Origin of the sequence: Stenotrophomonas sp. CCNWLW57, from assembly GCF_037203925.1 — a bacterium.
In the GTDB taxonomy this organism is placed as follows: domain Bacteria; phylum Pseudomonadota; class Gammaproteobacteria; order Xanthomonadales; family Xanthomonadaceae; genus Stenotrophomonas; species Stenotrophomonas rhizophila_A.
Genome location: NZ_JBBCBJ010000007.1, coordinates 148,757 through 172,566 on the forward strand (window position 1 = coordinate 148,757; position 23,810 = coordinate 172,566).

The 23,810-nt window shown below is 67.5% G+C and carries 23 protein-coding genes, 1 other RNA gene and 1 riboswitch; of the genes, 13 read left to right on the forward strand and 11 right to left on the reverse strand.

Annotated features, from left to right (window positions below; translation table 11 throughout):
* Positions 1–129: 129 nt before the first annotated feature.
* Both V9K91_RS16885 and ettA read right to left on the reverse strand, forming a co-directional pair.
* Entirely contained in the window at positions 130–1,446 is a 1,317-nt protein-coding gene (locus V9K91_RS16885; protein WP_336443560.1) for an NCS2 family permease, read from the reverse strand.
* A 543-nt stretch (positions 1,447–1,989) separates the two neighbouring features.
* Positions 1,990–3,654, reverse strand: a complete 1,665-nt coding sequence (gene ettA, locus V9K91_RS16890; protein WP_068849183.1) for an energy-dependent translational throttle protein EttA — start codon at positions 3,652–3,654, stop codon at positions 1,990–1,992.
* A 233-nt stretch (positions 3,655–3,887) separates the two neighbouring features.
* On the opposite strand from ettA, the gene V9K91_RS16895 reads away from it, so the two are divergent.
* The 5 genes from V9K91_RS16895 to ribD all read left to right on the forward strand — a co-directional run bounded on the left by V9K91_RS16895 (position 3,888) and on the right by ribD (position 7,983).
* A complete protein-coding gene (locus V9K91_RS16895; protein WP_068849185.1) occupies positions 3,888–4,352 on the forward strand; it encodes an RcnB family protein in 465 nt (154 codons plus the stop codon).
* Between the two features lie 119 nt (positions 4,353–4,471).
* Positions 4,472–5,725, forward strand: coding sequence for a serine hydroxymethyltransferase (glyA, locus tag V9K91_RS16900; RefSeq protein ID WP_093536117.1), 1,254 nt, complete (start codon positions 4,472–4,474; stop codon positions 5,723–5,725).
* Positions 5,725–6,168 (forward strand): hypothetical protein, encoded by a 444-nt coding sequence (locus V9K91_RS16905; protein WP_210132022.1) that lies wholly within the window; start codon positions 5,725–5,727, stop codon positions 6,166–6,168. The genes glyA and V9K91_RS16905 overlap by 1 nt, the downstream gene beginning before the upstream one ends.
* A 93-nt stretch (positions 6,169–6,261) precedes the next feature.
* Positions 6,262–6,783 (forward strand): transcriptional regulator NrdR, encoded by a 522-nt coding sequence (gene nrdR / locus V9K91_RS16910; protein WP_068849191.1) that lies wholly within the window; start codon positions 6,262–6,264, stop codon positions 6,781–6,783.
* 117 nt (positions 6,784–6,900) lie between these two features.
* Entirely contained in the window at positions 6,901–7,983 is a 1,083-nt protein-coding gene (ribD, locus tag V9K91_RS16915) for a bifunctional diaminohydroxyphosphoribosylaminopyrimidine deaminase/5-amino-6-(5-phosphoribosylamino)uracil reductase RibD (protein ID WP_336443561.1), read from the forward strand.
* Between the two features lie 91 nt (positions 7,984–8,074).
* On the opposite strand, the gene V9K91_RS16920 is transcribed toward ribD, so the two are convergent.
* The 3 genes from V9K91_RS16920 to V9K91_RS16930 form a co-directional block, all read right to left on the reverse strand.
* A complete protein-coding gene (locus tag V9K91_RS16920; RefSeq protein WP_093536208.1) occupies positions 8,075–8,404 on the reverse strand; it encodes a transcriptional regulator in 330 nt (109 codons plus the stop codon).
* Positions 8,404–8,547: a hypothetical protein gene (locus tag V9K91_RS16925; RefSeq protein ID WP_336443562.1), complete on the reverse strand. Its 144-nt coding sequence runs from the start codon at positions 8,545–8,547 to the stop codon at positions 8,404–8,406. Before V9K91_RS16925 ends, V9K91_RS16920 begins: the two co-directional genes overlap by 1 nt.
* 404 nt (positions 8,548–8,951) lie before the next feature.
* The gene (locus V9K91_RS16930) at positions 8,952–9,584 is read right to left on the reverse strand and encodes an outer membrane beta-barrel protein (RefSeq protein WP_336443563.1); all 633 of its coding nucleotides are present in this window, start codon (positions 9,582–9,584) and stop codon (positions 8,952–8,954) included.
* 155 nt (positions 9,585–9,739) lie between these two features.
* Positions 9,740–9,884, forward strand: a riboswitch (FMN riboswitch).
* A 76-nt stretch (positions 9,885–9,960) separates the two neighbouring features.
* Between V9K91_RS16930 and V9K91_RS16935 the strand changes: the two genes are divergently transcribed.
* The 5 genes from V9K91_RS16935 to thiL all read left to right on the forward strand — a co-directional run bounded on the left by V9K91_RS16935 (position 9,961) and on the right by thiL (position 13,802).
* Positions 9,961–10,572: a riboflavin synthase gene (locus V9K91_RS16935; RefSeq protein WP_336443564.1), complete on the forward strand. Its 612-nt coding sequence runs from the start codon at positions 9,961–9,963 to the stop codon at positions 10,570–10,572.
* Positions 10,569–11,684 carry a 3,4-dihydroxy-2-butanone-4-phosphate synthase gene (gene ribB / locus V9K91_RS16940; protein ID WP_068849203.1) on the forward strand — a complete coding sequence of 372 codons (1,116 nt, stop codon included), beginning with the start codon at positions 10,569–10,571 and terminating at the stop codon, positions 11,682–11,684. Before V9K91_RS16935 ends, ribB begins: the two co-directional genes overlap by 4 nt.
* A 183-nt stretch (positions 11,685–11,867) precedes the next feature.
* Positions 11,868–12,335: a 6,7-dimethyl-8-ribityllumazine synthase gene (gene ribH, locus V9K91_RS16945; RefSeq protein ID WP_068854542.1), complete on the forward strand. Its 468-nt coding sequence runs from the start codon at positions 11,868–11,870 to the stop codon at positions 12,333–12,335.
* Positions 12,332–12,811 carry a transcription antitermination factor NusB gene (nusB, locus tag V9K91_RS16950; protein ID WP_068849204.1) on the forward strand — a complete coding sequence of 160 codons (480 nt, stop codon included), beginning with the start codon at positions 12,332–12,334 and terminating at the stop codon, positions 12,809–12,811. Before ribH ends, nusB begins: the two co-directional genes overlap by 4 nt.
* A 19-nt stretch (positions 12,812–12,830) precedes the next feature.
* Complete coding sequence (gene thiL, locus V9K91_RS16955) at positions 12,831–13,802, forward strand: thiamine-phosphate kinase (RefSeq protein WP_095364491.1); 972 nt, start codon at positions 12,831–12,833, stop codon at positions 13,800–13,802.
* Between the two features lie 16 nt (positions 13,803–13,818).
* Here thiL and V9K91_RS16960 read toward each other — a convergent pair whose 3' ends face one another.
* The 4 genes from V9K91_RS16960 to V9K91_RS16975 all read right to left on the reverse strand — a co-directional run bounded on the left by V9K91_RS16960 (position 13,819) and on the right by V9K91_RS16975 (position 20,047).
* On the reverse strand, positions 13,819–16,251 hold the full coding sequence (locus tag V9K91_RS16960; RefSeq protein WP_336443565.1) for an autotransporter outer membrane beta-barrel domain-containing protein: 2,433 nt from the start codon (positions 16,249–16,251) through the stop codon (positions 13,819–13,821).
* Positions 16,252–16,515: 264 nt separating this feature from the next.
* Positions 16,516–17,901, reverse strand: a complete 1,386-nt coding sequence (locus V9K91_RS16965) for an FAD-linked oxidase C-terminal domain-containing protein (RefSeq protein ID WP_095364492.1) — start codon at positions 17,899–17,901, stop codon at positions 16,516–16,518.
* A 42-nt stretch (positions 17,902–17,943) separates the two neighbouring features.
* The gene (locus V9K91_RS16970) at positions 17,944–18,324 is read right to left on the reverse strand and encodes a YraN family protein (RefSeq protein WP_068849211.1); all 381 of its coding nucleotides are present in this window, start codon (positions 18,322–18,324) and stop codon (positions 17,944–17,946) included.
* Positions 18,325–18,328: 4 nt separating this feature from the next.
* Positions 18,329–20,047, reverse strand: coding sequence for a penicillin-binding protein activator (locus V9K91_RS16975; protein ID WP_095364516.1), 1,719 nt, complete (start codon positions 20,045–20,047; stop codon positions 18,329–18,331).
* Between the two features lie 68 nt (positions 20,048–20,115).
* On the opposite strand from V9K91_RS16975, the gene rsmI reads away from it, so the two are divergent.
* Positions 20,116–20,937: a 16S rRNA (cytidine(1402)-2'-O)-methyltransferase gene (gene rsmI, locus V9K91_RS16980; RefSeq protein ID WP_093536101.1), complete on the forward strand. Its 822-nt coding sequence runs from the start codon at positions 20,116–20,118 to the stop codon at positions 20,935–20,937.
* Positions 20,938–21,258: 321 nt separating this feature from the next.
* An RNA gene (gene rnpB / locus V9K91_RS16985) (RNase P RNA component class A) lies at positions 21,259–21,610 on the forward strand.
* A gap of 53 nt (positions 21,611–21,663) precedes the next feature.
* Here rnpB and V9K91_RS16990 read toward each other — a convergent pair.
* Both V9K91_RS16990 and V9K91_RS16995 read right to left on the reverse strand, forming a co-directional pair.
* On the reverse strand, positions 21,664–22,152 hold the full coding sequence (locus V9K91_RS16990) for a DM13 domain-containing protein (RefSeq protein ID WP_095364493.1): 489 nt from the start codon (positions 22,150–22,152) through the stop codon (positions 21,664–21,666).
* A gap of 89 nt (positions 22,153–22,241) precedes the next feature.
* Positions 22,242–23,033, reverse strand: a complete 792-nt coding sequence (locus tag V9K91_RS16995; protein WP_068854544.1) for an NRDE family protein — start codon at positions 23,031–23,033, stop codon at positions 22,242–22,244.
* 325 nt (positions 23,034–23,358) lie between these two features.
* Between V9K91_RS16995 and mraZ the strand changes: the two genes are divergently transcribed.
* Positions 23,359–23,805, forward strand: coding sequence for a division/cell wall cluster transcriptional repressor MraZ (mraZ, locus tag V9K91_RS17000; RefSeq protein WP_093536097.1), 447 nt, complete (start codon positions 23,359–23,361; stop codon positions 23,803–23,805).
* Positions 23,806–23,810: the final 5 nt, after the last annotated feature.

A 23,810-nucleotide genomic window follows, 5' to 3' on the forward strand; every position in this document is an offset into this window, starting at 1 on the left:
CGGTCGTGACCTACCGACCAAGCACCGGCCGTAACCTCCCCGTCCCACCACCGGTAGGTCACGACCGTTGGTCGTGACGCTCTCGTCCCACCACCGGTAGGTCACGACCGTTGGTCGTGACGCTCTGTATCATTCCAGCGCGTAGCGCAGAACGAACAACCCAGCCACCAGCCACACCGCCGGATGCACGTCGCGCCAGCGACCGGTACCGGCCTTCAACACGGCATAGGCGATGAAGCCGAACGCCAACCCGTTGGCGATCGAATAGGTAAACGGCATCGCCAGCGCGCACAGCGCAGCGGGCACGGACTCGGTGAGGTCGTTCCAGTCCACGTCCACCAGTTCGCGCAGCATCAGCCCGGCCACGAACAGCAGCGCCGGTGCGGTGGCGTAGCCGGGCACCATGCCGGCCAGCGGCGAGAACAGCAGCGCGGCCAGGAACAATGCGGCCACCACCAGCGCGGTGAGGCCGGTACGGCCACCGGCCTGCACGCCGGAGGCGCTTTCGGCAAAGGCGGTGGTGCTGCTGGTACCCAGCAGTGAGCCGGCCACGATGGCGGTGCTGTCGGCCAGCAGCGCACGCCCAAAGCGCTTCTGCGCGCCCGGCAGCTTGAGCAGGCCGGCACGGCCGACCACGCCATACAGGGTGCCGGTGGCATCAAACACTTCAACCAGCACGAACACCAGCACGACCTGCAGCAGCACGGCGATGGGTGCGCCGCCGTCGTGGTGCAGCAGGCCGGGCAGGTCGAGCTGCAGGAAGGTGGGCGCCAGGCTGGGCGGCAGCGAGATGACACCCTGGTACTGCACGGCGCCCAGCAGCCAGGCGGCGCCGGTGACGGCAAGAATGCCGATCAGGATGGCGCCGCGCACGCGACGTGCTTCGAGGATGGCGATCAGCAGGAAGCCGGCCAGGGCCAGCAGCGGCGGGGCGGTGTTGAGCGGGCCGAGCGCAACCAGGGTGTCGGGGTTGGCGATGATCACGCCGGACTTCTGCAGGGCGATGATGGCCAGGAACAGGCCGATGCCGGCGACGATGGAGGCGCGCAGCGAGGCGGGAATACCGGCCACCAGCCAGGCGCGGACGCCGGTCAGCGACAGCGCGAGGAACACCAGTCCCGAGATGAAAACAGCGGCCAATGCCTGCTGCCAGGGCAGGCCGGCGGCACCGACCACGGTGAAGGCGAAGAACGCATTCAAGCCCATGCCCGGCGCCATGCCCACCGGGAAGTTGGCGGCGAACGCCATCACCAGCGAGCCGAGCGCGGCGGCCAGGCAGGTGGCGACGAAGACGGCGCCCGGGTCCATGCCGGTGGTGGACAGGATGTCGGGATTGACGAAGACGATGTAGGACATCGTCAGGAACGTGGTCAGCCCGGCCAGCAGTTCGGTCCGCACGGTGGTGCCGTGCTGTCTGAGCTGGAACAGGTTTTCAAGCAGTTTCATGGCGGGGGTCCAAATCAAGAGCCTTCGTCTGGTGCATCTCTGGCTGAGGGCCGACGGGTGCGGGGGTACGGGGGGCGCCGTGAACCCTTCCATGGGGGCTCTTGCGAAACATCCATGTTTCGCAAAGCCCCCGTACCCCCGCACCCGCCGGCCCTCCCGAATTCGGTCGGTGGCCATGGAAGATCAAATGCCGTTTCGATCATTTCCATGTGGTGCTGCGTAGGGACACGCCACGCGTGTATGCCTCTGCCAACCGCATACGCGATCTGTCGAGGGAGGCCGGCGGGCAGCCCCTGTAGGGACTGTCAAAAAAATGGATGTTTTTGCCAAGCCCCCAAGGGTGAAGGCGCACTGCTTGCGAGGCACTGCCTCGCGTGCGACTGAACGCCCAGCCGCTGGCGGCTGGGCCGGGGCCCGGAGGGCGGTTTACGGCGTGTCCCGTAAGGGGCTGCCCGACGGCCTCCTGCAGGCAGCAATGAAACGCTGCCGTTGACCTTGCGCCAGAATGCAAAACGGCCGCGCGAGCGCGGCCGTTTTTCCTTCTTACTTCAGCGCCTTGAAGCGCAGGCGCTTCGGGGCGGCGTCGTCGCCCATGCGGCGGCGCTTGTCTTCTTCGTATTCGCGGTAGTTGCCCTGGAAGAACTCCACGTGCGAATCGCCTTCGAACGCGAGGATGTGGGTCGCGATGCGATCCAGGAACCAGCGGTCATGCGAAATCACGAACGTGTTGCCCGGGAATTCCAGCAGCGCATCTTCCAGCGCACGCAGGGTTTCGATGTCCAGATCGTTCGACGGTTCGTCGAGCAGCAGCACGTTGCCACCCTGAAGCAGGGTCTTGGCCATGTGCAGGCGGCCACGCTCACCACCGGACAGCGAGCCCACCAGCTTCTGCTGGTCCTGGCCCTTGAAGTTGAAGCGGCCGATGTAGGCGCGCGACTGGATTTCGATGCCGTTGATGTTGAGGATGTCCAGGCCGCCGGCGATTTCCTGGAAGACGTTGTGGTTGCCCTCCAGCGCGTCGCGGCTCTGGTCCACGTAGGACAGCTTGACGGTCGGACCGACCACGATCTCGCCGGAATCCGGCTTTTCCTGGCCCGTGATCATCTTGAACAGGGTCGACTTACCAGCACCGTTGGGGCCGATGATGCCCACGATCGCGCCGGCCGGGACCAGGAAGCTCAGTTCGTCGAACAGCAGGCGGTCGCCGAACTTCTTGGACACGTTCTTGAACTCCATCACCGAATTGCCCAGGCGCTCGCCCGGCGGGATGAAGATTTCATTGGTTTCGTTGCGCTTCTGGTAGTCGACCGACTGCAGCTCTTCCAGGCGGGCCAGACGCGCCTTGCCCTTGGTGCGGCCGCCCTTGGCGTTCTGGCGCGACCACTCCAGTTCCTTCTGGATCGCCTTCTGGCGCGACTTCTCCTGGTTGTCTTCCTGCTTCAGGCGCTCGTCCTTCTGCATCAGCCAGTCGGTGTAGTTGCCCTTCCACGGAATGCCGCGGCCGCGGTCCAGTTCCAGGATCCATTCGGCGGCGTTGTCCAGGAAGTAGCGGTCATGGGTGACGGCCACCACGGTGCCGGTGTAGCGCGCCAGGAACTGTTCCAGCCATTCCACCGACTCGGCGTCGAGGTGGTTGGTCGGTTCGTCGAGCAGCAGCATGTCCGGCTTCTGCAACAGCAGGCGGCACAGCGCCACACGGCGCTTTTCACCACCGGACAGCTTGCCCACGATGGCATCCCACGGCGGCAGGCGCAGCGCATCGGCGGCCACGTCCAGCTGGTTTTCCAAGGTGTGCGAGTCACCGGCGGCCAGGATCGCCTCCAGGCGCTCCTGTTCCTTGGCCAGCTTGTCGAAATCGGCACCTTCCTCGGCATAGGCCAGGTACACCGCGTCCAGCGCGGCCTGGGCCTGCAGCACTTCGCCCACGCCTTCCTCGACCGCTTCACGCACGGTCTTGGTCGGGTCCAGCTCCGGTTCCTGCGCCAGGTAGCCGACCTTGATGCCGGCCTGCGGGCGGGCTTCGCCCTCGAAGTCGGTGTCCACGCCGGCCATGATCTTCAGCACCGTGGACTTGCCGGCACCGTTCAGGCCCAGCAGGCCGATCTTGGCACCCGGGAAGAACGACAGCGAGATGTCCTTGATGATCTGCCGCTTGGGCGGGACCACCTTGCTGACTTTGTTCATGGTGTAGATGTATTGCGAGGACATGAGCTCTCCGAAGGCGCAACCCTGCGCCCGTTCCGTCAGGAACAAGCACAGATGAAAAGGGATGGCGCCAATTATAGCCCGAAGCGATGACCCCCGCCGGCCGGCCCGTGGGGCGGGCCTTGCCGCTGCCTGAATGGGTCGTCAAAGCGGTTGAATTGGAAACCGTTTCCAGCCGGAAACCGTTCAGACGACGTCAGCATGATGGAGCCATCACTCACCAAGCGAGGCCAGACATGCGCATGAATCGAATTGTGGTCGGGACCGTGGCCTCGCTGCTCGCGCTGGGCAGCATCGCCCCGGCCTTCGCCGACGACCATCGCGGCCGTGGCCACGACCGCCACCATGATGATCGTCATGACCGTCGCCATGACCGCCACGACGACCGCCGCGACTGGCGCGACGACCGCCGTGAAGCCCACCACGATCGCCGCTACTACGACAACCGGGGCTATTACCGCCCGGCACCGCCGCCGCGCGTGGTCTACCGGCCGGCCCCGGGCCGGGGTTATGGCTGGGCCCGCGGCCACCGCTACAACGAGTACTATCGGGGCCCGGTCTACGTGGTCAATGACTACAGCCGCTACTCGGTGCGCCGCCCGCCGCGTGACCACCACTGGATCCGAGACGACCGTGGCAACCTGCTGCTGGTCGCCATCGCCACCGGCATCATCGCCGACTACGTGATCAACAACCGGTAACCCGGGGCCCTGGCCCCAAACCGAAAGCGCGCCCCAGGGCGCGCTTTTTTTTCGCGTGGCCCCCCGGGGCCGCTTACAATCAGGGGCCCGCTGTTTCCCCCTTCTGCCTGGAGTAAGCGATGTTCCCGCGTGACGTCCGCATCGAAACCTACGATCCCGAACTGGCCAAGGCCATCGCCGCCGAAACCCAGCGCCAGGAAGACCACGTCGAGCTGATCGCCAGCGAGAACTACACCAGCCCGGCGGTGATGGAAGCCCAGGGCAGCCAGCTGACCAACAAGTACGCCGAGGGCTATCCGGGCAAGCGCTACTACGGTGGCTGCGAATACGTGGACATCGCCGAGCAGCTGGCGATCGACCGCCTCAAGCAGCTGTTCGATGCCGACTACGCCAACGTGCAGCCGCACAGCGGCTCGCAGGCCAACCAGGCGGTGTACTTCGCGCTGCTGCAGCCGGGCGACACCATCCTGGGCATGAGCCTGGCCCATGGTGGCCACCTGACCCACGGTGCCAAGGTCAACGCCTCGGGCAAGCTGTTCAACGCCGTGCAGTACGGGGTGAACGAGCAGGGCCTGATCGACTATGACGAGGTCGAGCGCCTGGCCCTGGAGCACAAGCCGAAGATGGTCGTGGCCGGCTTCTCGGCCTATTCGCAGGTGGTGGACTGGGCGCGCTTCCGCGCCATCGCCGACAAGGTCGGTGCCTACCTGTTCGTGGATATGGCCCACGTGGCCGGCCTGGTCGCCGCCGGCGTGTACCCGAGCCCGCTGCCGCACGCGCACGTGGTCACCTCCACCACGCACAAGACCCTGCGCGGTCCGCGTGGCGGCATCATCATCGCCAAGGGCGCCGGCGAAGAGATCGAGAAGAAGCTGCAGTCGATCGTGTTCCCGGGCATCCAGGGTGGCCCGCTGATGCACGTCATCGCGGCCAAGGCCGTGGCCTTCAAGGAAGCGCTGGAGCCGGGCTTCAAGGCCTACCAGCAGCAGGTGGTGAAGAACGCCCAGGCGATGGCCACCACGCTGATCGCGCGCGGCTACAAGATCGTCTCCGGCGGCACCGAGAACCACCTGATGCTGGTCGACATGATCGGCAAGGACGTCTCCGGCAAGGATGCGGAAGCCGCGCTGGGCAAGGCCCACATCACGGTCAACAAGAACTCGGTACCCAACGACCCGCGCTCGCCGTTCGTGACCTCGGGCCTGCGCCTGGGCACCCCGGCGGTGACCACCCGCGGCTACCAGGAAGCCGACTGCGTCGAACTGGCCAACTGGATCGCCGACGTGCTGGACGCCCCGGCCGATGAAGCGGTGATCGCCCGCGTGCGCGATGCGGTCAGCGCGCAGTGCCGCAAGTACCCGGTCTACGGGTAATGGGCGAGACCCTGCAGCGGCGCCTGTACATCGCGCAGGCGCTGCTGCTGGGGTTGCCCGCGCTGGTCGCCGGTGGCGGCGTGGCCGGGCTGGCGTTGTACGTCTTCTTCGACCGCCACGGCTACATGGCCAATCGTGAAGGCCTGTTCCTGCTGGGATGGGCCTTGGCCGGGGTGTGTGGCCTGCTGGGCTGGGCCTGGCTGAGCGTGGTCTACCTGCGCAGGGGGCGAACCGCCCTGCGCAGCACCGGGCTGCTGCCGTGGGTGGGGCTGGGGTTGGGCGTGGTGGCCGCGCTGGGCGTGGTCGCACTGGTCGCTTACAACTCGCTTTCCGGCAGCTCGTGGCGGGCGCTGGGCTATCTCATCGTGGGTCCGCCGCTGCTGGTCTGCAGCGCGCATCTGCTCTGGTTGCGGGCGGTTCCGGCGGCTGCCGGCGAATCCTGATCGACATCGCGATTTGTACGCTGGGGTCTTCTCAGGTACCGTTGCGACGCTGCCGTGACCACGGCATGACGTTTCTCCGATGCAAGGCGTTCCATGTACTGTCCGTTCTGCCAGCATGCCGATACCCGGGTGATCGACTCGCGCGTCTCCGAAGACGGTGCGACGATCCGCCGTCGGCGTGAGTGCGAGGCGTGCAGCGAGCGCTTCAGCACCCTGGAAACCATCGAATTGAAGCTGCCGGCGATCGTGAAGAGCGATGGCAGCCGCGAGCAGTTCGATGCGCGAAAGCTGCGGGTCGGCTTCGACCGCGCGCTGCAGAAGCGCCCGGTGCCCGAAGACAAGATCGAACTGGCGGTGCGCGCGGTGATGCAGCAGCTGCGCATGTGCGGCGAGCGCGAGATACCATCGATCAAGGTCGGCGAGTTCGTGATGAACGAACTGCGCAAGCTCGATCATGTGGCGTACGTGCGGTTTGCGTCGGTTTACCGAAGCTTCGAGGACGTGGCTGATTTCCGCGAGGAAATCGAGAAGCTCGAACGCGAGCTGCCGTCCAGTACCGAACAGCTGCAGCTGCTGGGCGATGTGATCGCCCTGACCAAGAAAAAGAAGGGGTAGAGCGGACTGTTAGTCCGCTTCTTGCCGAAGCAGCGGACTAACAGTCCGCTCTACCACGCGTAGGCGGCAGCGGACTGACAGTCCGCTCTACCGGGGGTTGGCGTTACCATGCCCGCCATGAGCGAGTTCTCCACGTTGGATCATCTGCACATGGCCCGCGCGCTGCGCCTGGCCGAACGCGGCCGGTTCACCGCCCGGCCCAACCCGATGGTCGGCTGCGTCATCGCGCACGGCGACCGGGTGGTCGGCGAGGGCTGGCACCAGCGCACCGGTGGCCCGCACGCCGAAGTGTTCGCGCTGCGCCAGGCCGGCGAAGAGGCGCGCGGTGCCACCGCCTACGTGACCCTGGAGCCGTGCGCCCATCACGGGCGCACCCCGCCGTGCGCGCTGGCATTGATCGAGGCCGGGGTAGCAAGGGTGGTGGCGGCCATGCGCGACCCGTTCCCCAAGGTGGATGGCGGCGGCTTCGTGCTGCTGCGCGAGGCGGGCATCGAGGTGGCTGAGGGTTTGATGGCGGCACAGGCGCGTGAGTTGAATCGTGGCTTCCTGTCGCGCGTTGAACGTGGCCGGCCGTGGCTGCGGGTCAAGCTGGCCGCCAGCCTGGACGGGCGCACGGCGATGGCCGATGGCACCTCCAAGTGGATTACCGGCGACGCGGCCCGCACGGACGTGCAGCGCTGGCGCGCACGTGCCGGTGCGATCCTGACCGGGGCCGATACCGTGTTGGCCGATGACCCGCAGTTGACCGTGAGGCTGGCCGATACCGAGGTCATGCCGCCTTTGCGGGTGGTGCTCGATACGCGCCTTCGGTCGCTCGAATGCGCGCGGGTGCGCGAGGGTGGGGCGCCGACCCTGTACCTGCACGATGCGTCGGTGAGCCCGCCCGATGCGGCCGATGCCGAGTTTGCCTGCGTGCCCAGCCAGGACGGGCGACTGGATCTGGGTGCCGTATTGGCGCTGTTGGCCGAACGCGGCATCAATGAAGTGCATACCGAAGCCGGGGCCACGCTGTCCGGCGCGCTGCTGGCCGGCGGCTGGGTCGATGAGCTGCTGCTGTACCAGGCGCCCACGCTGCTGGGAGAGCATGGCCGGCCGCTGCTGGGCGGCCTGGGCATTCACGACATGGCGCAGCAGCGACGGCTGCGGGTCGTCGATCAGCGGCAGGTGGGGGCGGATCTAAGGTTGTTGCTGCGCGTGTGAGGCTTCTGCCACGCAGGGTGTGGCACTACGCCTCGGGTAGGCCGGTAGCACCCGACCGTTGGTCGGGTGGCGCCGCACGGCGGCGGGCAGATCAGGAGGCGACGTCCGGCTGCAGCGCCTCCAGGTGGCGAACGGTCTGTGGAAACTGTTGCACCAGTCGAATGAGGGTCGATGCCTGCGCGTTGGGACGCGCGCGGCCCTGCTCCCAGTTCTCCAGCGTGCGTGCATTGGTACGCAGGTACATGGCAAACACCGGCCGTGACATGTTCAGCTGTTCACGGATGGCGACCAGCTCTCCCGCATGGAGCGGGGGCAACGGCTGCAGTCGAACCTTGTGCGTGCGCAGCGTGGTCTTGCCCGCGCGCTCGTCCTCCAGCGCGTGCAGCCCTTCGACCAGCTCGGCAAATACGTCGCGTTTCATCATGTGGTCCTCGCCAGAAGTTCGGCCTCAAGCATTTTTTTCAACAGTCTTTTCTGCATCGCGTCCAGGTCGTCCTGGACGCCCTTGCCGTAGAGGGTGAACAGCCAGAACTGCGAACCCGCCGGCCAGTGGAAGTAGATCACCCGTAGTCCGCCGCTTGCCACGCTGCCTGCGGTCGTCGGAAAAGCGCAGCTTGCGGAGACCGCCAGTGCCTACGATCACGTCGCCAGCCTCGGGCGCCCGCAGCAGGAACTGCTGAAGCGCGCAGAGCCCATCGTTGTCGAGGTAGGCGGCACGGTGGCGCGAGAACGCCGGCATCTCCACGAACACGGCGTGCATAAGTATACGTTATCTGCGTAGGGTTGCCAGCCACCTTACCTTGCACCATCACACCAGAAGGGGCAGCCGTTCACACCTCACTCTGTGTATTTTTCGAGTATTCGATCAAGTTCCGGAAAGCGATAGGTGGCCACCGCTTGCCAAAAAAAACGGGCCCCTTGCGGGGCCCGTCGATCATGGCGCGGGTTAGCGCTGCCCGATCAGTAACTTAGAAGCTGGCGCGCACGCCGACCGAGTACTGGGTGATGTCGTCGAAGTACTGGACTTCGCCGATGAGGCCCCAGTTGCGGTTGAAGCTGACCTGGCCGCCCAGGGTGCCGATCCACTCGCCGTCCATGTCGCTGCCGTCGATGTAGCCGGCTTTCAGCCAGGCTTCGGTCGCGCGCGAGGGCTTGCCACGCAGGCCCAGCGAACCACGGCCGGCATTGGTATGCACCTTCTCGGTTTCGCTGAACTCGCCGTCTTCGAACTTCACTTCGTTGTTGATGCGCATCCACGCGATGTCCGCGGTGAAGTCCAGGCGGTCGGTGAACGGCATGTGGTAGCCGATGCCTGCCTCCGGCTGGTCGATGGTGTTCTTGATGCGGTACTCGCCGATGCTGTCTTCCAGGTGGTAGGTCTCGGAAACAGTGCTGTAGCCGCCGAACACGTACACCTGCTCGGCAATGGCGAACGAACCGCGGATGAAGCCGCCGTCCAGCTTGGGGTTGCTGCCGGGGGTGCTGACCTGCATCTGGGTCCAGCCGCCTTCAACATAGGTGTAGCTCATGGCGTCGGCAGCAGAGGCGGCCATCGGAGCGGCGGCCAGCAGGGCGGCGGCCAGGACGAGCATCTTGCGCATCGGGTTTCCTTGGAAAGTGAGGTCCATTTCAGCCAGCCCCGTCGTGGGCGGCAGGGCGGCGATCATCGCCGCGCGGCGCATCTTAACAAATTGTTTACAGAAAGCGAGCGCTCAGCCAGCGCTGCTACAATGGCCGCGCCGGTTCGCCGGTATACAAACGTCTTCAGGGCGGGGTGCGATTCCCCACCGGCGGTAGGTGCGCAAGCACGAGCCCGCGAGCGCTTCCGGCCCCGCCGGAAGGTCAGCAGATCCGGTCCGATGCCGGAGCCGACGGTATAGTCCGGATGAAAGAAGACGGTGCTACAGGGCCTGCATGGCCCTGCGCCCGCCTGTTTGCCTTGCGGCGTTTTTCGCTCACTTTTCGCGGAGAACGTTAGTGTTTACTGGAATCATCGAAGGCGTCGGCCATCTGGCCGCACGCGATCCCCTCGGCGGCGATGTCCGCTTCACCTTCCATGTCGGCAACCTGCCGTTCGAGCACGTGCAGCTGGGCGAGAGCATCGCCATCAACGGCGTGTGCCTGACCGTCATCGCCCATGACGCCACTTCGTTCCAGGCCGATGCCTCGACCGAGACGCTGGGCCTGACCACGCTGGGCCAGCTGGCGCCGGGTGGGGTGATCAACCTGGAGCGCGCCATGCGTCCGACCGACCGCCTCGGTGGCCATCTGGTCAGCGGCCATGTGGACGGCCTCGGCCAGGTGCTGTCCATCCATGAGGACGCGCGCGCCCAGCGCTGGCGCTTCGCGGCGCCGGCCGGTCTGCTGCGCTATATCGCCAAGAAGGGCTCCATCTGCGTGGACGGGGTCAGCCTGACCGTCAACGAGGTGGATGACGCCGGCTTCGAGGTCGCGCTGATCCCGCATACCGTGGCCAACACCGCCTTTGCCGCCACCGGCGTGGGCAGTGCGGTCAATCTCGAAATCGACCTGGTCGCCCGTTACGTCGAACGGCTGGTCGCCCCCCAGGTACAGGACACCCGCGCATGAATTTCGCTCCCATCCCCGAGATCCTAGAGGACATCCGCCTGGGCCGCATGGTGGTCATCGTCGATGACGAAGACCGCGAAAACGAAGGCGACCTGATCATGGCCGCCGAACTGGTCAAGCCGTCGGACATCAACTTCATGGTCACCCACGGCCGTGGCCTGGTGTGCCTGCCGTTGACCCGCGAACGTGCCGCCGACCTCGGCCTGGCGCCGATGGTGCAGGCCAATACCGCCCAGTTCCAGACCAACTTCACGGTCAGCATCGAGGCCGCCGAAGGCGTCACCACGGGCATTTCGGCCTACGACCGCGCGCATACCATCCGCACGGCGGTGAAGCCCGATGCCAAGCCGGCCGACCTGCACCAGCCGGGCCACATCTTCCCGCTGATCGCCCAGCCGGGCGGCGTGCTGACCCGTGCCGGCCATACCGAAGCGGGTGTGGACCTGGCCATGCTGGCCGGGCTGGAGCCGGCCGGGGTGCTGGTGGAGATCCTCAACCCCGATGGCAGCATGGCGCGCCGCCCGGAGCTGGAGGTGTTCGCGCGCGAGCACGGCCTGAAGATCGGCTCCATCGCCGACCTGATCGCCTACCGCCTGGCCACCGAGAAGACGGTCGAACGGGTCGATGAGCGTGAGATCGACACCGAATTCGGCCCGTTCAAGCTGGTGACCTACCGCGACCGGATCGCGCACGACCTGCATTTCGCCCTGGTCCGCGGGACGCCCGACACCCAGCCGACCCTGGTCCGGGTGCAGGTGGAGAACCCCTTGGCCGATCTGCTGCACTGGCGGCGCGACGATTTCGGCGTGGCGTCCACTGACGCCCTGCGCGCCATCGCGGCCGCCGAACGCGGCGTGATGGTGGTGCTGTCGGCCCCGCGTGACAGCAACAGCCTGCTGGCCCGCCTGCGCCAGCAGCCGCAGCCGGTCACTCCGGGCAAGGACAAGGACGTGAGCCAGTGGCGCCGCAACGGTGCCGGCGCCCAGATCCTGTCCGACCTGGGTCTGGGCCAGCTGCGCGTGCTGGGCACCCCGCGCCGCCAGATCGGCCTGGCCGGCTACGGCCTGGAGATCATCGAAACGGTGGGGAGCCCGTCATCGCATGCGCGCTGACGCCCCACGATTTGCTTCGCAAACCGCGGGCCCCTCTTACCATCACCCAGACCCCCGCCGCTTTGCGGCAGCCCCCTGACTCAGGGGGCTTTTCCACCCGACCCGTCCCGCAGCGTGCCGCAATCCGGCTACGCGCGGCCATGCGCTAGAATATTCATCTATTAAATGGACCCCACGCCGATCATGAGCCACTACGAAGGCGATCTCCGGACACCGGAACAGGCCCGTTTCGCCATCCTCGCCAGCCGCTGGAATGCCCGCATCACCGACGTGCTGGTGGCCGGCGCGCGCCAGAGCCTGGCCGGCAACGGGATCCAGGAAGCGGCCATCGACGTGATCCGGGTGCCGGGCGCGTGGGAACTGCCGCTGGTGGCCGCGCGCCTGGCGGCGGCGCACGAACATGCCGCGATCATCGCCCTGGGCTGTGTGATCCGTGGCGACACCCGCCACTACGAACACGTGGCCGACCGCTGCGCCGAAGGCCTGATGCGTGTGCAGCTGGATTTCGGCGTGCCGGTGCTCAATGGCGTGCTGGCGGTCGAACGCGCCGAGGATGCCGAGGCCCGCGCCGGTGGCAGCCACGGTAACAAGGGTGAGGAAGCCGCACTGACGGCGTTGGAAATGGTCAATCTTCTGGAGCAGTTGCCGTGAACAAGTCAAACCCGGGCAAGCCCTCCGGCAAGCCGGTCCGCCGCGATGGCATCGACCCGGTGCTGCGCTCGCGCGCGCGTCGTCGTGCCCTGCAGGCGATCTACGCCTGGCAGATCTCCGGCGGCAACGCGCAGGCCCTGATCGCCCAGTTCGCCCACGAGCAGGCGCGCGAGATCGCCGACCTGGCGTACTTCGAGGCGCTGGTGAGCGGCGTGCTCGACCACCGCAAGGACCTCGACGAGGCGCTGGATCCGTTCGTGGACCGCGGCATCGAGGAAGTGGACGCCATCGAGCGTGCCGCGCTGCGCGTGGCCGCGTTCGAGCTGCGCTACCGCATGGACGTGCCGTACCGCGTGGTGATCAACGAAGCGATCGAATCGACCAAGAAGTTTGGTTCCGAACACGGCCACACCTACGTCAACGGCGTGCTGGATCGCGCTGCGGTGGAGTGGCGCAAGGTCGAAAGCGGGCACTGAGCCGGGTCGGGGAACGCCCATGTCCCTCGCCGAATTCTCCCTGATCGAACGCATCCGCACGCGCACCCGCGCGCGTGCCGATGTGGTGCTCGGCATCGGCGACGATGCCGCGCTGCTGCAGCCGCGTGCCGGCGAGCAGCTGGTGGTCACCGCCGATACCCTCAACAGCGGCGTGCATTTCCCGGCTGAAACCCCGCCCTACGACATCGGCTGGAAGACCCTGGCGGTGAACCTGTCCGACCTGGCCTCGATGGGCGCACGCCCGGCCTGGTGCGTGCTGGCGCTGTCGCTGCCGGACGCCGATCCGGACTGGATCGATGCCTTCGCTGATGGCTTCTTTGCCCTGGCCGACGCCCATGACATCGTGCTGGTTGGTGGCGACACCACGCGCGGCCCGTTGTCGCTGTCGGTTACCGCGATGGGGCAGGTGGCGCCGGGTGCGGCACTGCGCCGCGATGGCGCGCAGGTGGGCGACGATGTCTGGGTCAGCGGCACGCTCGGCGATGCCGCCGTAGCCCTGCGCGCCTGGCAGGGCGGTACCCTCGATGTGCGTCGGCCGGCCGAAGATGCGCCGGTGGACTACCTTCGCCAGCGCCTGGCCCGGCCCACACCGCGGGTGGCCCTCGGCGCCGCGCTGGTGGGTGTGGCGCATGCGGCCGTCGATATCTCCGATGGCCTGCTGGCGGACCTGGGACACATCTGCGAACGCAGTGGCGTAGGCGCGCGCGTGGACCCCGAGCGCCTGCCGGTGTCCGACGCAGCGCGGGCACGGGTGGGTCTGACCCATGCGCGCGAGGCCGCGCTGCGTGGCGGCGATGATTACGAACTCTGCTTCACCGCCGCCGCTGCGCAGCAGGGGGCGGTCGAGGCCATCGCCGCGCGCCTGGCGCTGCCGCTCACCCGCATCGGCGCGATCGTGGCAGGCCAGGGCGTGGATGCCGGTGGCGAAACCACCGGCCATCGCGGCTACGAGCACTTCACCGAGCTGTAGCGCCGGGCCGAAGCGCTCACCAATCGCAGGACAGCCCCAGCTGCGCGGCGGTTTCGCGGTAGCCGCCATCGCCGCGCGTCAGCGCCAGCCCACCCCATGCCGAAACGCCCCGGCCGACACCGACGCGGGCGCCCGCGCCGAGCGCGTAGCGGTTGCGCGGGGTGCTGGCGCGCAGCGCCTCGTCGTCGAAGGCGAGGCCGTTGCCGGCCCCGTCGCGGTACCAGTTCGCCGTTGCGTACGGCTGCAGGGACATGGTGCCACTGCTGCGCTCGGTCGCGCCTTCCAGGCGCATGCCCAGCCGGCCCGACAGGCCGTGGTCGCCCAGGCTGCGTACCGTGGTGCCGTTTCCCTCGCGATGCACGTCCATGGCAGCATCGGTATGGAGAAGTTGCAGCTCCGGCTGCAGGCTCAGCGCCGTGGCGCCGATGCGACCGACATCCAGGCGGTAGCCGACTTCCAGCGACGACTGCCACAGGTCCGCGTCGTAGCGCTCGGTCTCCAGGCCATCGCCTTCCACGCGGTTGCGGAACCTTCCGCGCTGCACCGATGCATCCACGGACACGGCGTCATTGCGCCAGCTGCCGTACACACCTGCCGCGCCGCCTTCCACCTTGCCGCGTGCGCGGTAACCGGTGAGGGACGAGCGCGAGGTCGCCTGCGACTGCGCGGCGGTGAGCATCACGCCCACGCGGCCCCGGTCGGCAGCGAACGCGCCGATGTCGGTGCCGACCAGCAGGCGCGAGCGGTCCACGTCAAGGGCAAGCTGGTCCTTGACCGCGCCCAGGCGGGTATGGGTTCCATCCAGCGTCGCCCACGCGCGCACGTTCCCACGGGTAGACGCGTGCTGCGCGGTACGCTCGCGCGCACTGTGGCGCAGCAGGTGGTGGAGCGCGAACTGGTTGGCCAGGTAGGCGCCGGTTTCGGGGCGAAGCACGGGAGCCGGCTGTCCGGGATCGACGGGATCCGCAGGCTCATCGGGATCGACCGGATCCACTGGATCGACGGGATCTACCGGATCAATTGGGTCCACCGGGTCCACCGGATCGACGGGATCGACTGGATCAATCGGATCAATCGGCTCGCACTGCGGCAGGCTGGGATCAACGTCGCACGGATCCGGCGTGGGGCCGCCCTCCGAGCGCAGGTACCAGCTGCCGTCGATGCCCTTGACCAGGAAATACTCGTACTGGCCGCCGACGGCACGCCCGACCAGGTCGAACTGCGCGTTGGATTCGCCGACGATGCTGATCAGCGCGATGCCACGGTCGGTCTTCGCGCCGGCGCCGCCCACGTTGAGCACGCGCACGTTGGCCTGGCCGTTGGCGTTGCCGCTGATGACCAGTCGGTCCGTGCTCGAGGCGTCGTCCCCGAGCACGGTGTTGAAGGCCAGGGTGCCGCCGTTGCCCACGAAGTTGTCCACGCTCAGCGTGTTGAATGCGGCGCCACTGCCCAGCGCAACCGTGCCGGCAACGTCCAGCTGCAGGTGGCCGACGCTGCTGTCGCCGGTCAGCAGCCAGCTGCTGCCGCTGCCGATTCCCGCCGAGGTCACGTTGGACAGGCGGCCCTCGATGCGCGCGTTGTTCTCCAGCAGCAGGTCGATACGCCCGCCAGCGGCACTGTCATCGAGGGTGATGTCACCCTGCAGGCGTGCGTTGTCGACCACCACGTTGACATGCGGTTGGCCGCCACCTGCGGCGCCGGTCGAGTTGCGCACGCGCAGCAGATGACCGTCGCCACCGGTGAGGCGGGCGTCGTTGGCAATGCGCACGTCATAGGTGTGATTGGCATCCAGGACCTCGATCGCCGCACCGCGGCGGGAAAGGATCGTCGAATCCTCGACGATCAAGCGGCCGTCGCCACGGGTGTCGTGAAGCATCACCCCGACGTTGCCCGCATCGATGTGCGAGCCGTTCAGCAGTTCCACCACGCCCGCGCCGTGGCGAATGCCGATGCCCGTGGCGTAATTCGGGTGGTCCGGCCTGTCCACCACGCGGAGGGTCGAGGCATCCAGCGTCACCCGGGCGTCGGCGGTGCTGTCGATCATCATGATGCCGACCGTCGGGACGGACTCGGGGGCATCCTCGCCAACGGTGACTCGGCTGTAGTGGAGGTATACCGAAGAGCTGTCCCATGAGCGGATGCCGCCGTGCTCGATGCGCGAGTAGCTGGACAGCAGCGCGGAGCCACCGCGCAGTTCGATGGCTTCAGGGTTGGAATGGCCGCGCTCGACCTGTGCATTCATGAGCGTGACCAGGCTGCCGTCCCGTGCGCTGATGCTGTACGTGCGGCCTCCATTGACCAGAAGGTCCGCGCCGTTGGTCAGCAGCCACCATTCCTGGGGATCGCCCTGCGTGACTTCGTGCGCTTCGCCGTCGAGTTCGCGTGCGCTGGCATCGCCCGGTGGGAGCATCAGCAGGGCCAGCATCAGGGAGGACGCGAGCGGGCGCATCGAAACACGGGCGGAGGAGGAGCGGTTTGGCATCATCGTCGGGCGGTCTGGTCGGAGGGCAGAGGGACACCCGACCATCGGCACAGCGTTGGGATGCAGGCAGGCCGGTCGCGCAGCACGCTGCTGCGCAGGCAGGCCGGATGTCCAGGGGGCGACAAGAATGCGCAGCGATGCGCGCGTGGCCCATGCAAGGAATTGCAAAGCATCACACTTTGCGCGTGACGCGCTCCGCCCTTTGCGACGACGTGGCGAAAACGTCGTCGATTACAGCGGCGGCAGCACCTTGCCCGGATTGAGGATGTCGTCCGGGTCGAGTGCGTGCTTGATCGCGCGCATCGCCGCCAACGTAGCCGGCGTAAAGGCCTGCGTCATGAAGTCGCGTTTGGCCAATCCGATGCCATGCTCGCCCGACAGCGTGCCGCCCAGCGCCAGGGTGAGTTCGAAGATCTTCGGCAACGCCGCCTGCGCACGCGCGTTCTCGTCCGCGTCGTCGGGGTGGTACAGGATGTTCACGTGCAGGTTGCCATTGCCGGCATGGCCGAAGGTGACGATGGTCAGCGTGTACTGCTGCGCCAGTCCCTGCACACCGGCCACCAGGTCCGGAATGCGCGACACCGGCACCACCACGTCTTCGTTGATCTTGCCCGGCGCGATGCTGCGCAGTGCGGGTGACAGTGCTTTGCGCGCGGCCCACAGCTTCTCGCGCGCACTGCCTTCCATTGCCACATCCAGCGCCAGCATGCCGTCGCCTTCGGCGGCCGTGGCCAAGGCCTGCAGCAGGTAGGGCAGGGTGTCGTGGTCTCCATCGGCTTCGACCAGCAGCATCGCGCCGGCCTCCGGCACCTCGGCGCCATTGCGGCGCAGCAGCTCCAGGCTGCGCGCATCCATGAACTCCAGCCGGGTCGGCACCACCGGCTGCGCCATCAGCCGCGACACCGCCGCCGCCGCCGCGTCCGCGTCGCGGTACAGCACCCGCAGCCCGGCCTGGGCCACCGGCAACGGGGTCAGCTTCAAGGTGGCTTCCACGATCAGCGCCAGGGTGCCTTCGCTGCCCACCAGCAGGTGGGTCAGGTCGTAGCCGGTGGCGTCCTTGGTATAGGCGCCGCCGCACTGGATCAGTTCACCGGCGCCGGTGACCGCAACGAGCCCAAGCACGTTGTCGCGGCTGGTACCGTACTTCACCGCGCGTGGGCCGCCCGCGTTGCAGGCCAGGTTGCCACCGATGCTGCAGATATCGGCGCTGGATGGATCCGGTGCCCAGAACAGCCCGTGCTCGACCAGGGCGTGCTGCAGGTCGCCGTTGAGCACGCCCGGTTCCACCACCGCGCAGCGGTTGCCCGGCTGGATGTCGAGGATGCGGCCCATGCGCGCGAACGACAGTACGATGCTGCCGTTGACCGGTACCGCCGCACCGGTGGTGCCGGTACCGGCGCCGCGGGCCACCACCGGCACCCCGTGTGCGCGGCACGCGCGCACGATCTGCTGCACCTGCTCGCGGTCGCACGGCAGCGCCACGCCGTTGGGCAGCGCATGCCGCCAGGAGTTGTCCTGTGCATGTGCAGCCAGCGTGGTGGCATCGGTGCGCCAGCCATCCTCACCGAGCAGCGCCTGCAGGGTGGCGGAAAATTCAGCAGGCAGGGTCGTCGTCATTGCAGCCATCCGGTAGCGCCGCCCGTTGGGCGGCCCTCATAGTCATCGATCGAAACCGCAGTCTTCCAGCCGGAAGGCGTCGCGCAGCCAATCCAGGCGGGGTGGGTCGCCACTGGCATCAATCACGTCGAAACGGCAGGGTCCCTGCGCCAGCGTGGGATGCGACTGCAGGAACAGCTGTGCGGCCAACACCAGTTTGCGGCGTTTGCGCAGGTCCACCGAGGCCGCGCCACCCCCAAAATCGGCGGTGGCGCGATAGCGCACTTCCACGAACACAGTGGTGTCGCCATCGCGCATCACCAGGTCCAACTCACCGCCCTTGTAGCGGACGTTGCGCGCAACCGGAACAAGCCCGGCGCGCCGCAGGTGCGCCAGCGCGGCGGTTTCCACCGCCGCCCCGCGCTGCGCCCGCTGGGTGGGCATGGCCTTAGTTGTTGCTCACCGGCATCGGCCGGCCGCCGCTGAAGGTCGACCACGCCGGCACCCGCAGCACGTTGCCGTTGCTGTCCAGGAACAGGGTGCCGGTGGCACCGGCCAGGCCGCCCTCCGTAGCGACCTTGTCCAGGTAGGCGCTGATCTTCCAGGCGTCGAAACCGAACGCGAACAGGCGACCGGCCGCGCCGCGCGCGGTCGGCAGGATCTGCCCGGCGGTCGCGGCCGAGGGCAGGCCGGCCACGCTGCGCACGTTCCAGGCTTCGTTCGGGTAGACGATGCCGTCCAGCGCCATGTCTTCTTCCGGCTTGCCGGTGCCCAGGGTCAGCTGCGAGGTGCCCACGCGGGTGGCGCCGCCCACACCGGCCAGCGCCAGCTGCGGGGCCAGCACGCGTGCCTGCGGTGCCTTCACCGCCAGCAGCACGCCGTCCACCGCGCCGGCGGCACGCAGCTGCGCGCCGATGTCGCCCACGGTGTCGCTCACACCCACGGTGGCCAGCACCTGGCCGCCGCGCTGGGTGAAGCGCTCGCGGAAGGCGGCGGCGGTACGGCGGCCGTTGTCGTCATTGCTGTGGAGCACCAGCACCTTGCTGCGTTCGCGGCTGCGCAGGTACTCGGCGGCGATGATGCCGTCGTCTTCCGGTGCCAGCGAAAAACCGGCGCTGCCGGCCGGCGGACTGCTCTTGCCGCGGTTCAGCGCCAGCACCGGCACCGGCAGTTCGGTACGGCCGAACACGGCGTCCACTTCATCGCGGCCCAACGGCCCGACGATGAAGTCCACGCCGGCAACGACGGCCTTGTCATACGCGGCCACGGCGCCGGCCGGAGTACCGGCGGTATCGATGAACTGGATATCCGGGCGCTGCCTGCTTTCACCGTAGTAGCCGCTGAGCAGGCCGTCGCGCACGGGCTGGGCGGCGGTGGCCAGGCGGCCGCTGAGCGGCAGCAGCACAGCCATCTTCACCGGCGGGCGGTAGCCATCGCTCATCGCCGGCGGACGCTTGCTGGTGTCGAACTGGGCCACGCCATCACGGTCGAACGGGCGCGGCAGCGGCAGCCCACGTGCGATCAGGGCGCGGCCGGCGAAGTTGTACAGCGGCTCGTTGGCCGGCAGCGCGGCCGCGCGGGCACGCAGGGTGGCATCGTCCAGCGTGCCGAGCAGGCCGGCAATGGCCTGCTGGTTGTCGGTGCGTGCCTGGCCGGTCAGCGCGGCGTGCGCACGGGCGCGCTCGGTGGCCGCACCCATCGCATCGCCGGTGGCCTGCAGCGCGTTGGCGCGCGCCAGCTGCCAGCGCGTGCGCAGCGGCGCGGAGACGGTGTCGGAGGATTCGTTCAGGAAGGCCAGTGCCTGGGCCGGCTGCTTGTCGGCCAGGGCCAACTCGGCGCTGGTCAGCTGGAAACGCTGCAGGCTGGCGCCGCTGAGCTGGCGCGCGGTGACCTGGGCCAGCAGGCTGCGCGCGCGGGCGTTGTCGCCGGCCTCGCGCCAGGCAAAGGCCGCATCGGCCAGCGCGGCGCCGCGGGCGTTGCCGCGCAGGGTGTTGGCCAGCGCTTCCAGCTGTACGGCGGCGTCACGCGGCTTGCCCTGGTCGATCAGCGCCAGGGCCTGGCTCTGCGCCGGCGATTCCGGGGCGCTGGTCAGGCTGGTCGTGGCGCAGCCGGCAAGCAGCAGCAGCGACAACGACAGGGCGGAGATGCGTGCGGCGGGCTTGTTCATCATCAGGTCCATTCGAGGGTGGCTCGTACACGTTAGGATTCTACCCTTGACCTGTGAGTGCCGTTGCGATGAGTGCTGTCCCCACGCTGTATGTCGTTGCCACCCCGATCGGCAACCTGTCCGACCTGACGCCGCGGGCGCAGGAGGTGCTGCGTTCGGTGGCCGCGATCTGCGCCGAGGACACCCGCCGCAGCGGCCAGCTGCTGGCCCACTTCGGCATCCAGCAGCCGCTGGTAGCGCTGCACGACCACAATGAAGAGGTGCTGGCCCAGCGCATCGTGGCGCGGCTGCAGGCGGGCGAATCGCTGGCGCTGGTCAGTGATGCCGGGACGCCGCTGGTCAGCGATCCCGGCTACCGGCTGGTCCGTGCCGCGCGCGAAGCCGGCATCCGGGTCAGCCCGGTTCCCGGCGCCTGTGCGGCCATTGCCGCGCTCAGCGTGGCCGGGCTGCCCAGCGACCGCTTCACCTTCGAAGGCTTCCTGCCGGCCAAGGGGTCCGGCCGACGCGAACGCCTGCAGGCGCTGGCGGGGGAAACCCGCACGCTGGTGTTCTACGAATCCTCACACCGCATCGCGGAGTCGCTCGCAGACATGGTGGCCGCATTCGGCCCAACACGGCCCGCAGTGCTGGCGCGCGAGCTGACCAAGCTGTTCGAGACTGTGCTCGACGGCGACCTGGCCAGCCTGCTGCAGCAGGTCGAAGCCGACGACAACCAGCGCAAAGGCGAATTCGTGGTGATGGTGCAGGGCGCGGCCAACGACGAAGAAGCCCAGCTCGCGCAGGGCCGCCGCCTGTACGCCAAGCTCAGCGAACACCTGCCACCCTCAACAGCCGCCAAACTCGCCGCCGAACTCACCGGCGCCCCGCGAAAAGCGTTGTACGGCTCGTAAACGGCATCGCAATGGATTCGTGGAAATTTCCGGGCGGCTGGCTGATTGATCCCGACCTGCGGACGTTACGTAACACGTCGTAGCCCCGGCCGTTGGCCGGACACCGCGCGCAGCGCGGCTCAAGCGCCCGGAGACGGTAACGCAACAACTGCGGCCAACGCCCCGGCGTTCAAAGGTTCCGTAGCCGCCGGTCAGGGTTCATGACGCCGGCACGAAGAGCAGCCGGCCAACGGCCGGCGCTACGAATTGATACGGGCCCATTGGGATCGGTATCAATCAACCAGGGGCCAGCATCCGTTACGGTGGTAGACTACCCACGGCAGAGCCGGCCAGACAGTCGCGTCATTCCTTCGGGAATGCCGAGGAAAGTCCGGGCTCCGCAGGGCAAGGTGCCAGGTAACGCCTGGGCGGCGCGAGCCGACGGAAAGTGCAACAGAAAGATACCGCCTACGTTCCCTTCGGGGAGCCGGTAAGGGTGAAATGGTGCGGTAAGAGCGCACCGCGAGTCTGGCAACAGACCGGCACGGCAAACCCCACCTGGAGCAAGACCAAATAGGGTCCTCATGGCGCGGCCCGCGTCGGGACCGGGTAGGTTGCTTGAGCGCCACGGTGACGTGGCGCCTAGAAGAATGACTGTCCACGACAAAACCCGGCTTATCGGCCGGCTCTGCCGCTTTTTCCGCCGACGGCGAAGAAGCCCCCTCAGCTAAGGGGGCTCCTCGTTCGTCAGGCTTGCGGGCCCATTCGATACTGGGCCGCCGAGATGAACTGGCTGAACGCTTCGCACCACACCACCACGGTGGTGTAGTCGTCGATGTCCACGTGGTCGGGCACGTCCAACAGGAAGCGGTTGAAGGTCTTTACGTCACCGATCAGCGTGGCGTCCTGCTTGATCCGCAGGAAATCGCCGCGGGTGTCGACGTATTCGCGCGACAGGTACACCTTGTAATCCGGGCCGGGGCCCATGCGGCCATCGAAGGCGATCTGGCTGTGGCTCACGCTGACCTTGCCGTCGGCCCAATGCACCGCGTCACTGCCCTTGAGGTCGCGGCGGAAGCGGGCTTCATGGGTGCTGTTGGCCATCGCCTCGGCAACGCTGGACGCGCTGGGCCCATCCGGTGCGGTAAGGATGGGCAACAGGTATACCCCGCTGCCGAAGCCTGCTGCCAGGGTCAGCACATGGGTGGCCAGGAAAACGCTAATTCGTCGATTCATCAAGGGTCTCGGCTGGAGGCGCCAACTGCGCCGGTACCAGACAAGAGCGACGAGCGGGCCGGATCGATCCGGGCCGTGCCCCGCTTCATTCACCCTGCAGCGGGGCGGGGCAGCGGCCCGGGCGGGCCGACCGTGAGCGCGGTTTCCCCCACGCACGCGCCCGACGGGTCGAACCGACGCTCGCGGATGAAGCCCTGGCCCTGCGCATCCAGTGCGATCACGGTGCTGGCCCGGGTGCCGTACTCCGGGCTGCGGATGAAGGCGGCCGACAGCCAGCGCTCCCGCTCCAGGCCAATGCCGGTGTCGGGCAGGCGGGCGTCGGCAGCGCGGTTCTCGTCGGCCAGTGCCGCCCACAGCGGCGCCAGGTCCTCGCGGCCGGCGTCCACCCAGTCCTGCAGGGCGGCATTCAAGGCCAGGGTCTTGGGCCATGGCGCGTCCAGCGGGCCGTTGGACATGCCGTGGATACCCGGCGCCAGGGTCTGCCGCAGCAGCGGGTGGTTGCCCAGGAACTGGCAGCTGTCCCGATCGGCCAGCAGCAGGTTGAACGGAGCAAAGGCCGGGGCGTTGCCGGCCAGCGCGTCGGCAAAGGCGGCCGCAGAGCCGGTCCCGCGCAGGTAGTCCGCTACGAGTGCACCGCGTGACGGGCCGGTCTGCCGGGCCAGCGGGTCGCGCACGTTGGTCACCACCGCCATCCGGCCATCCAGGCCAACGCCGGCCCAGGTGCCGCCCGAACGCAGGTCGCGCCCGGCCAGCACGCCCAGGTCCGGTGCGGGCCACGCCGCCAACCCGGCGGTGGGGCGTGCATGGAATTCATCGCGGTTGCCGGCCATCAGCAACTGCCAGCGGGGGTGGACCTTCCAGGCCAAGGCAAGCAGACACATGCCCGGCATTGTGCCGGTTTTGCGCAGCAACGGGTCGCTTGGGACATGGGGGCGGATGAATGCGCGGGGATGTTTCACGCCACCTCCACACCCCTGAACTTCGCCCCAATCTCAAAAAATGAGACGAAACAGCAACTTGTGGATAAGCCTTGAACAAGTCTCTAAACATTGCTGCAAGCCCTTGATGTCCAAGGTGATTTCCCCTTCGCAAAACTGTTGACAACCCAATCGGCACTGCTAAGGTGGGCAACAGAGGGGAAACCGGGTTTTTTGTGGTTTTTCGTGGTTCAATGTTTCATCCAGGCGAAGGAAAGGTGTACGCGTCGTGTTTCAGGGCGAGACGGCCATCACGGTTGACGATAAAGGACGCATGGCGGTTCCCACCGCGCATCGCGACCTCGTCGCGCGTGTGAGCAACAACCGCCTGGTCCTGACCTACAACCCCTTCGAGTCCGGCTGCCTGTGGCTGTATGCCGAGCAGGAGTGGGAACGGGTCCGCGACGACGTCATGGCCAAACCCAACACACAGCGCGTCGTGCGCCTGCTGCAACAGAAGCTGGTCGGTTCGGCCGCGCATCTGGAGCTGGATGGCAACGGCCGCATCAGTATCCCGGCAAGCCACCGCAACGCTGTTGGCATTGAAAAGAAGGCGGTGTTGCTCGGCATGGGCGACAAATTCGAATTGTGGAGCGAGCAGGCTCATCGCGCACTGATCCAGCAGACGTTGTCTGACGAGGATCTGGGCGATGGGTTGCTCGACCTGAAGTTGTGACCCGG

Excerpts from the sequence above, each read along its gene's own strand:
- V9K91_RS16885 (WP_336443560.1), bottom strand. The coding sequence starts at position 1,446 with ATGAAACTGCTTGAAAACCTGTTCCAGCTCAGACAGCACGGCACCACC.
- ettA (WP_068849183.1), bottom strand. The coding sequence starts at position 3,654 with ATGTCCTCGCAATACATCTACACCATGAACAAAGTCAGCAAGGTGGTC.
- V9K91_RS16895 (WP_068849185.1), top strand. The coding sequence starts at position 3,888 with ATGCGCATGAATCGAATTGTGGTCGGGACCGTGGCCTCGCTGCTCGCG.
- glyA (WP_093536117.1), top strand. The coding sequence starts at position 4,472 with ATGTTCCCGCGTGACGTCCGCATCGAAACCTACGATCCCGAACTGGCC.
- V9K91_RS16905 (WP_210132022.1), top strand. The coding sequence starts at position 5,725 with ATGGGCGAGACCCTGCAGCGGCGCCTGTACATCGCGCAGGCGCTGCTG.
- nrdR (WP_068849191.1), top strand. The coding sequence starts at position 6,262 with ATGTACTGTCCGTTCTGCCAGCATGCCGATACCCGGGTGATCGACTCG.
- ribD (WP_336443561.1), top strand. The coding sequence starts at position 6,901 with ATGAGCGAGTTCTCCACGTTGGATCATCTGCACATGGCCCGCGCGCTG.
- V9K91_RS16920 (WP_093536208.1), bottom strand. The coding sequence starts at position 8,404 with ATGAAACGCGACGTATTTGCCGAGCTGGTCGAAGGGCTGCACGCGCTG.
- V9K91_RS16930 (WP_336443563.1), bottom strand. The coding sequence starts at position 9,584 with ATGCGCAAGATGCTCGTCCTGGCCGCCGCCCTGCTGGCCGCCGCTCCG.
- ribB (WP_068849203.1), top strand. The coding sequence starts at position 10,569 with ATGAATTTCGCTCCCATCCCCGAGATCCTAGAGGACATCCGCCTGGGC.
- ribH (WP_068854542.1), top strand. The coding sequence starts at position 11,868 with ATGAGCCACTACGAAGGCGATCTCCGGACACCGGAACAGGCCCGTTTC.
- thiL (WP_095364491.1), top strand. The coding sequence starts at position 12,831 with ATGTCCCTCGCCGAATTCTCCCTGATCGAACGCATCCGCACGCGCACC.
- V9K91_RS16960 (WP_336443565.1), bottom strand. The coding sequence starts at position 16,251 with ATGCGCCCGCTCGCGTCCTCCCTGATGCTGGCCCTGCTGATGCTCCCA.
- V9K91_RS16965 (WP_095364492.1), bottom strand. The coding sequence starts at position 17,901 with ATGACGACGACCCTGCCTGCTGAATTTTCCGCCACCCTGCAGGCGCTG.
- V9K91_RS16970 (WP_068849211.1), bottom strand. The coding sequence starts at position 18,324 with ATGCCCACCCAGCGGGCGCAGCGCGGGGCGGCGGTGGAAACCGCCGCG.
- V9K91_RS16975 (WP_095364516.1), bottom strand. The coding sequence starts at position 20,047 with ATGAACAAGCCCGCCGCACGCATCTCCGCCCTGTCGTTGTCGCTGCTG.
- rsmI (WP_093536101.1), top strand. The coding sequence starts at position 20,116 with ATGAGTGCTGTCCCCACGCTGTATGTCGTTGCCACCCCGATCGGCAAC.
- V9K91_RS16990 (WP_095364493.1), bottom strand. The coding sequence starts at position 22,152 with ATGAATCGACGAATTAGCGTTTTCCTGGCCACCCATGTGCTGACCCTG.
- V9K91_RS16995 (WP_068854544.1), bottom strand. The coding sequence starts at position 23,033 with ATGTGTCTGCTTGCCTTGGCCTGGAAGGTCCACCCCCGCTGGCAGTTG.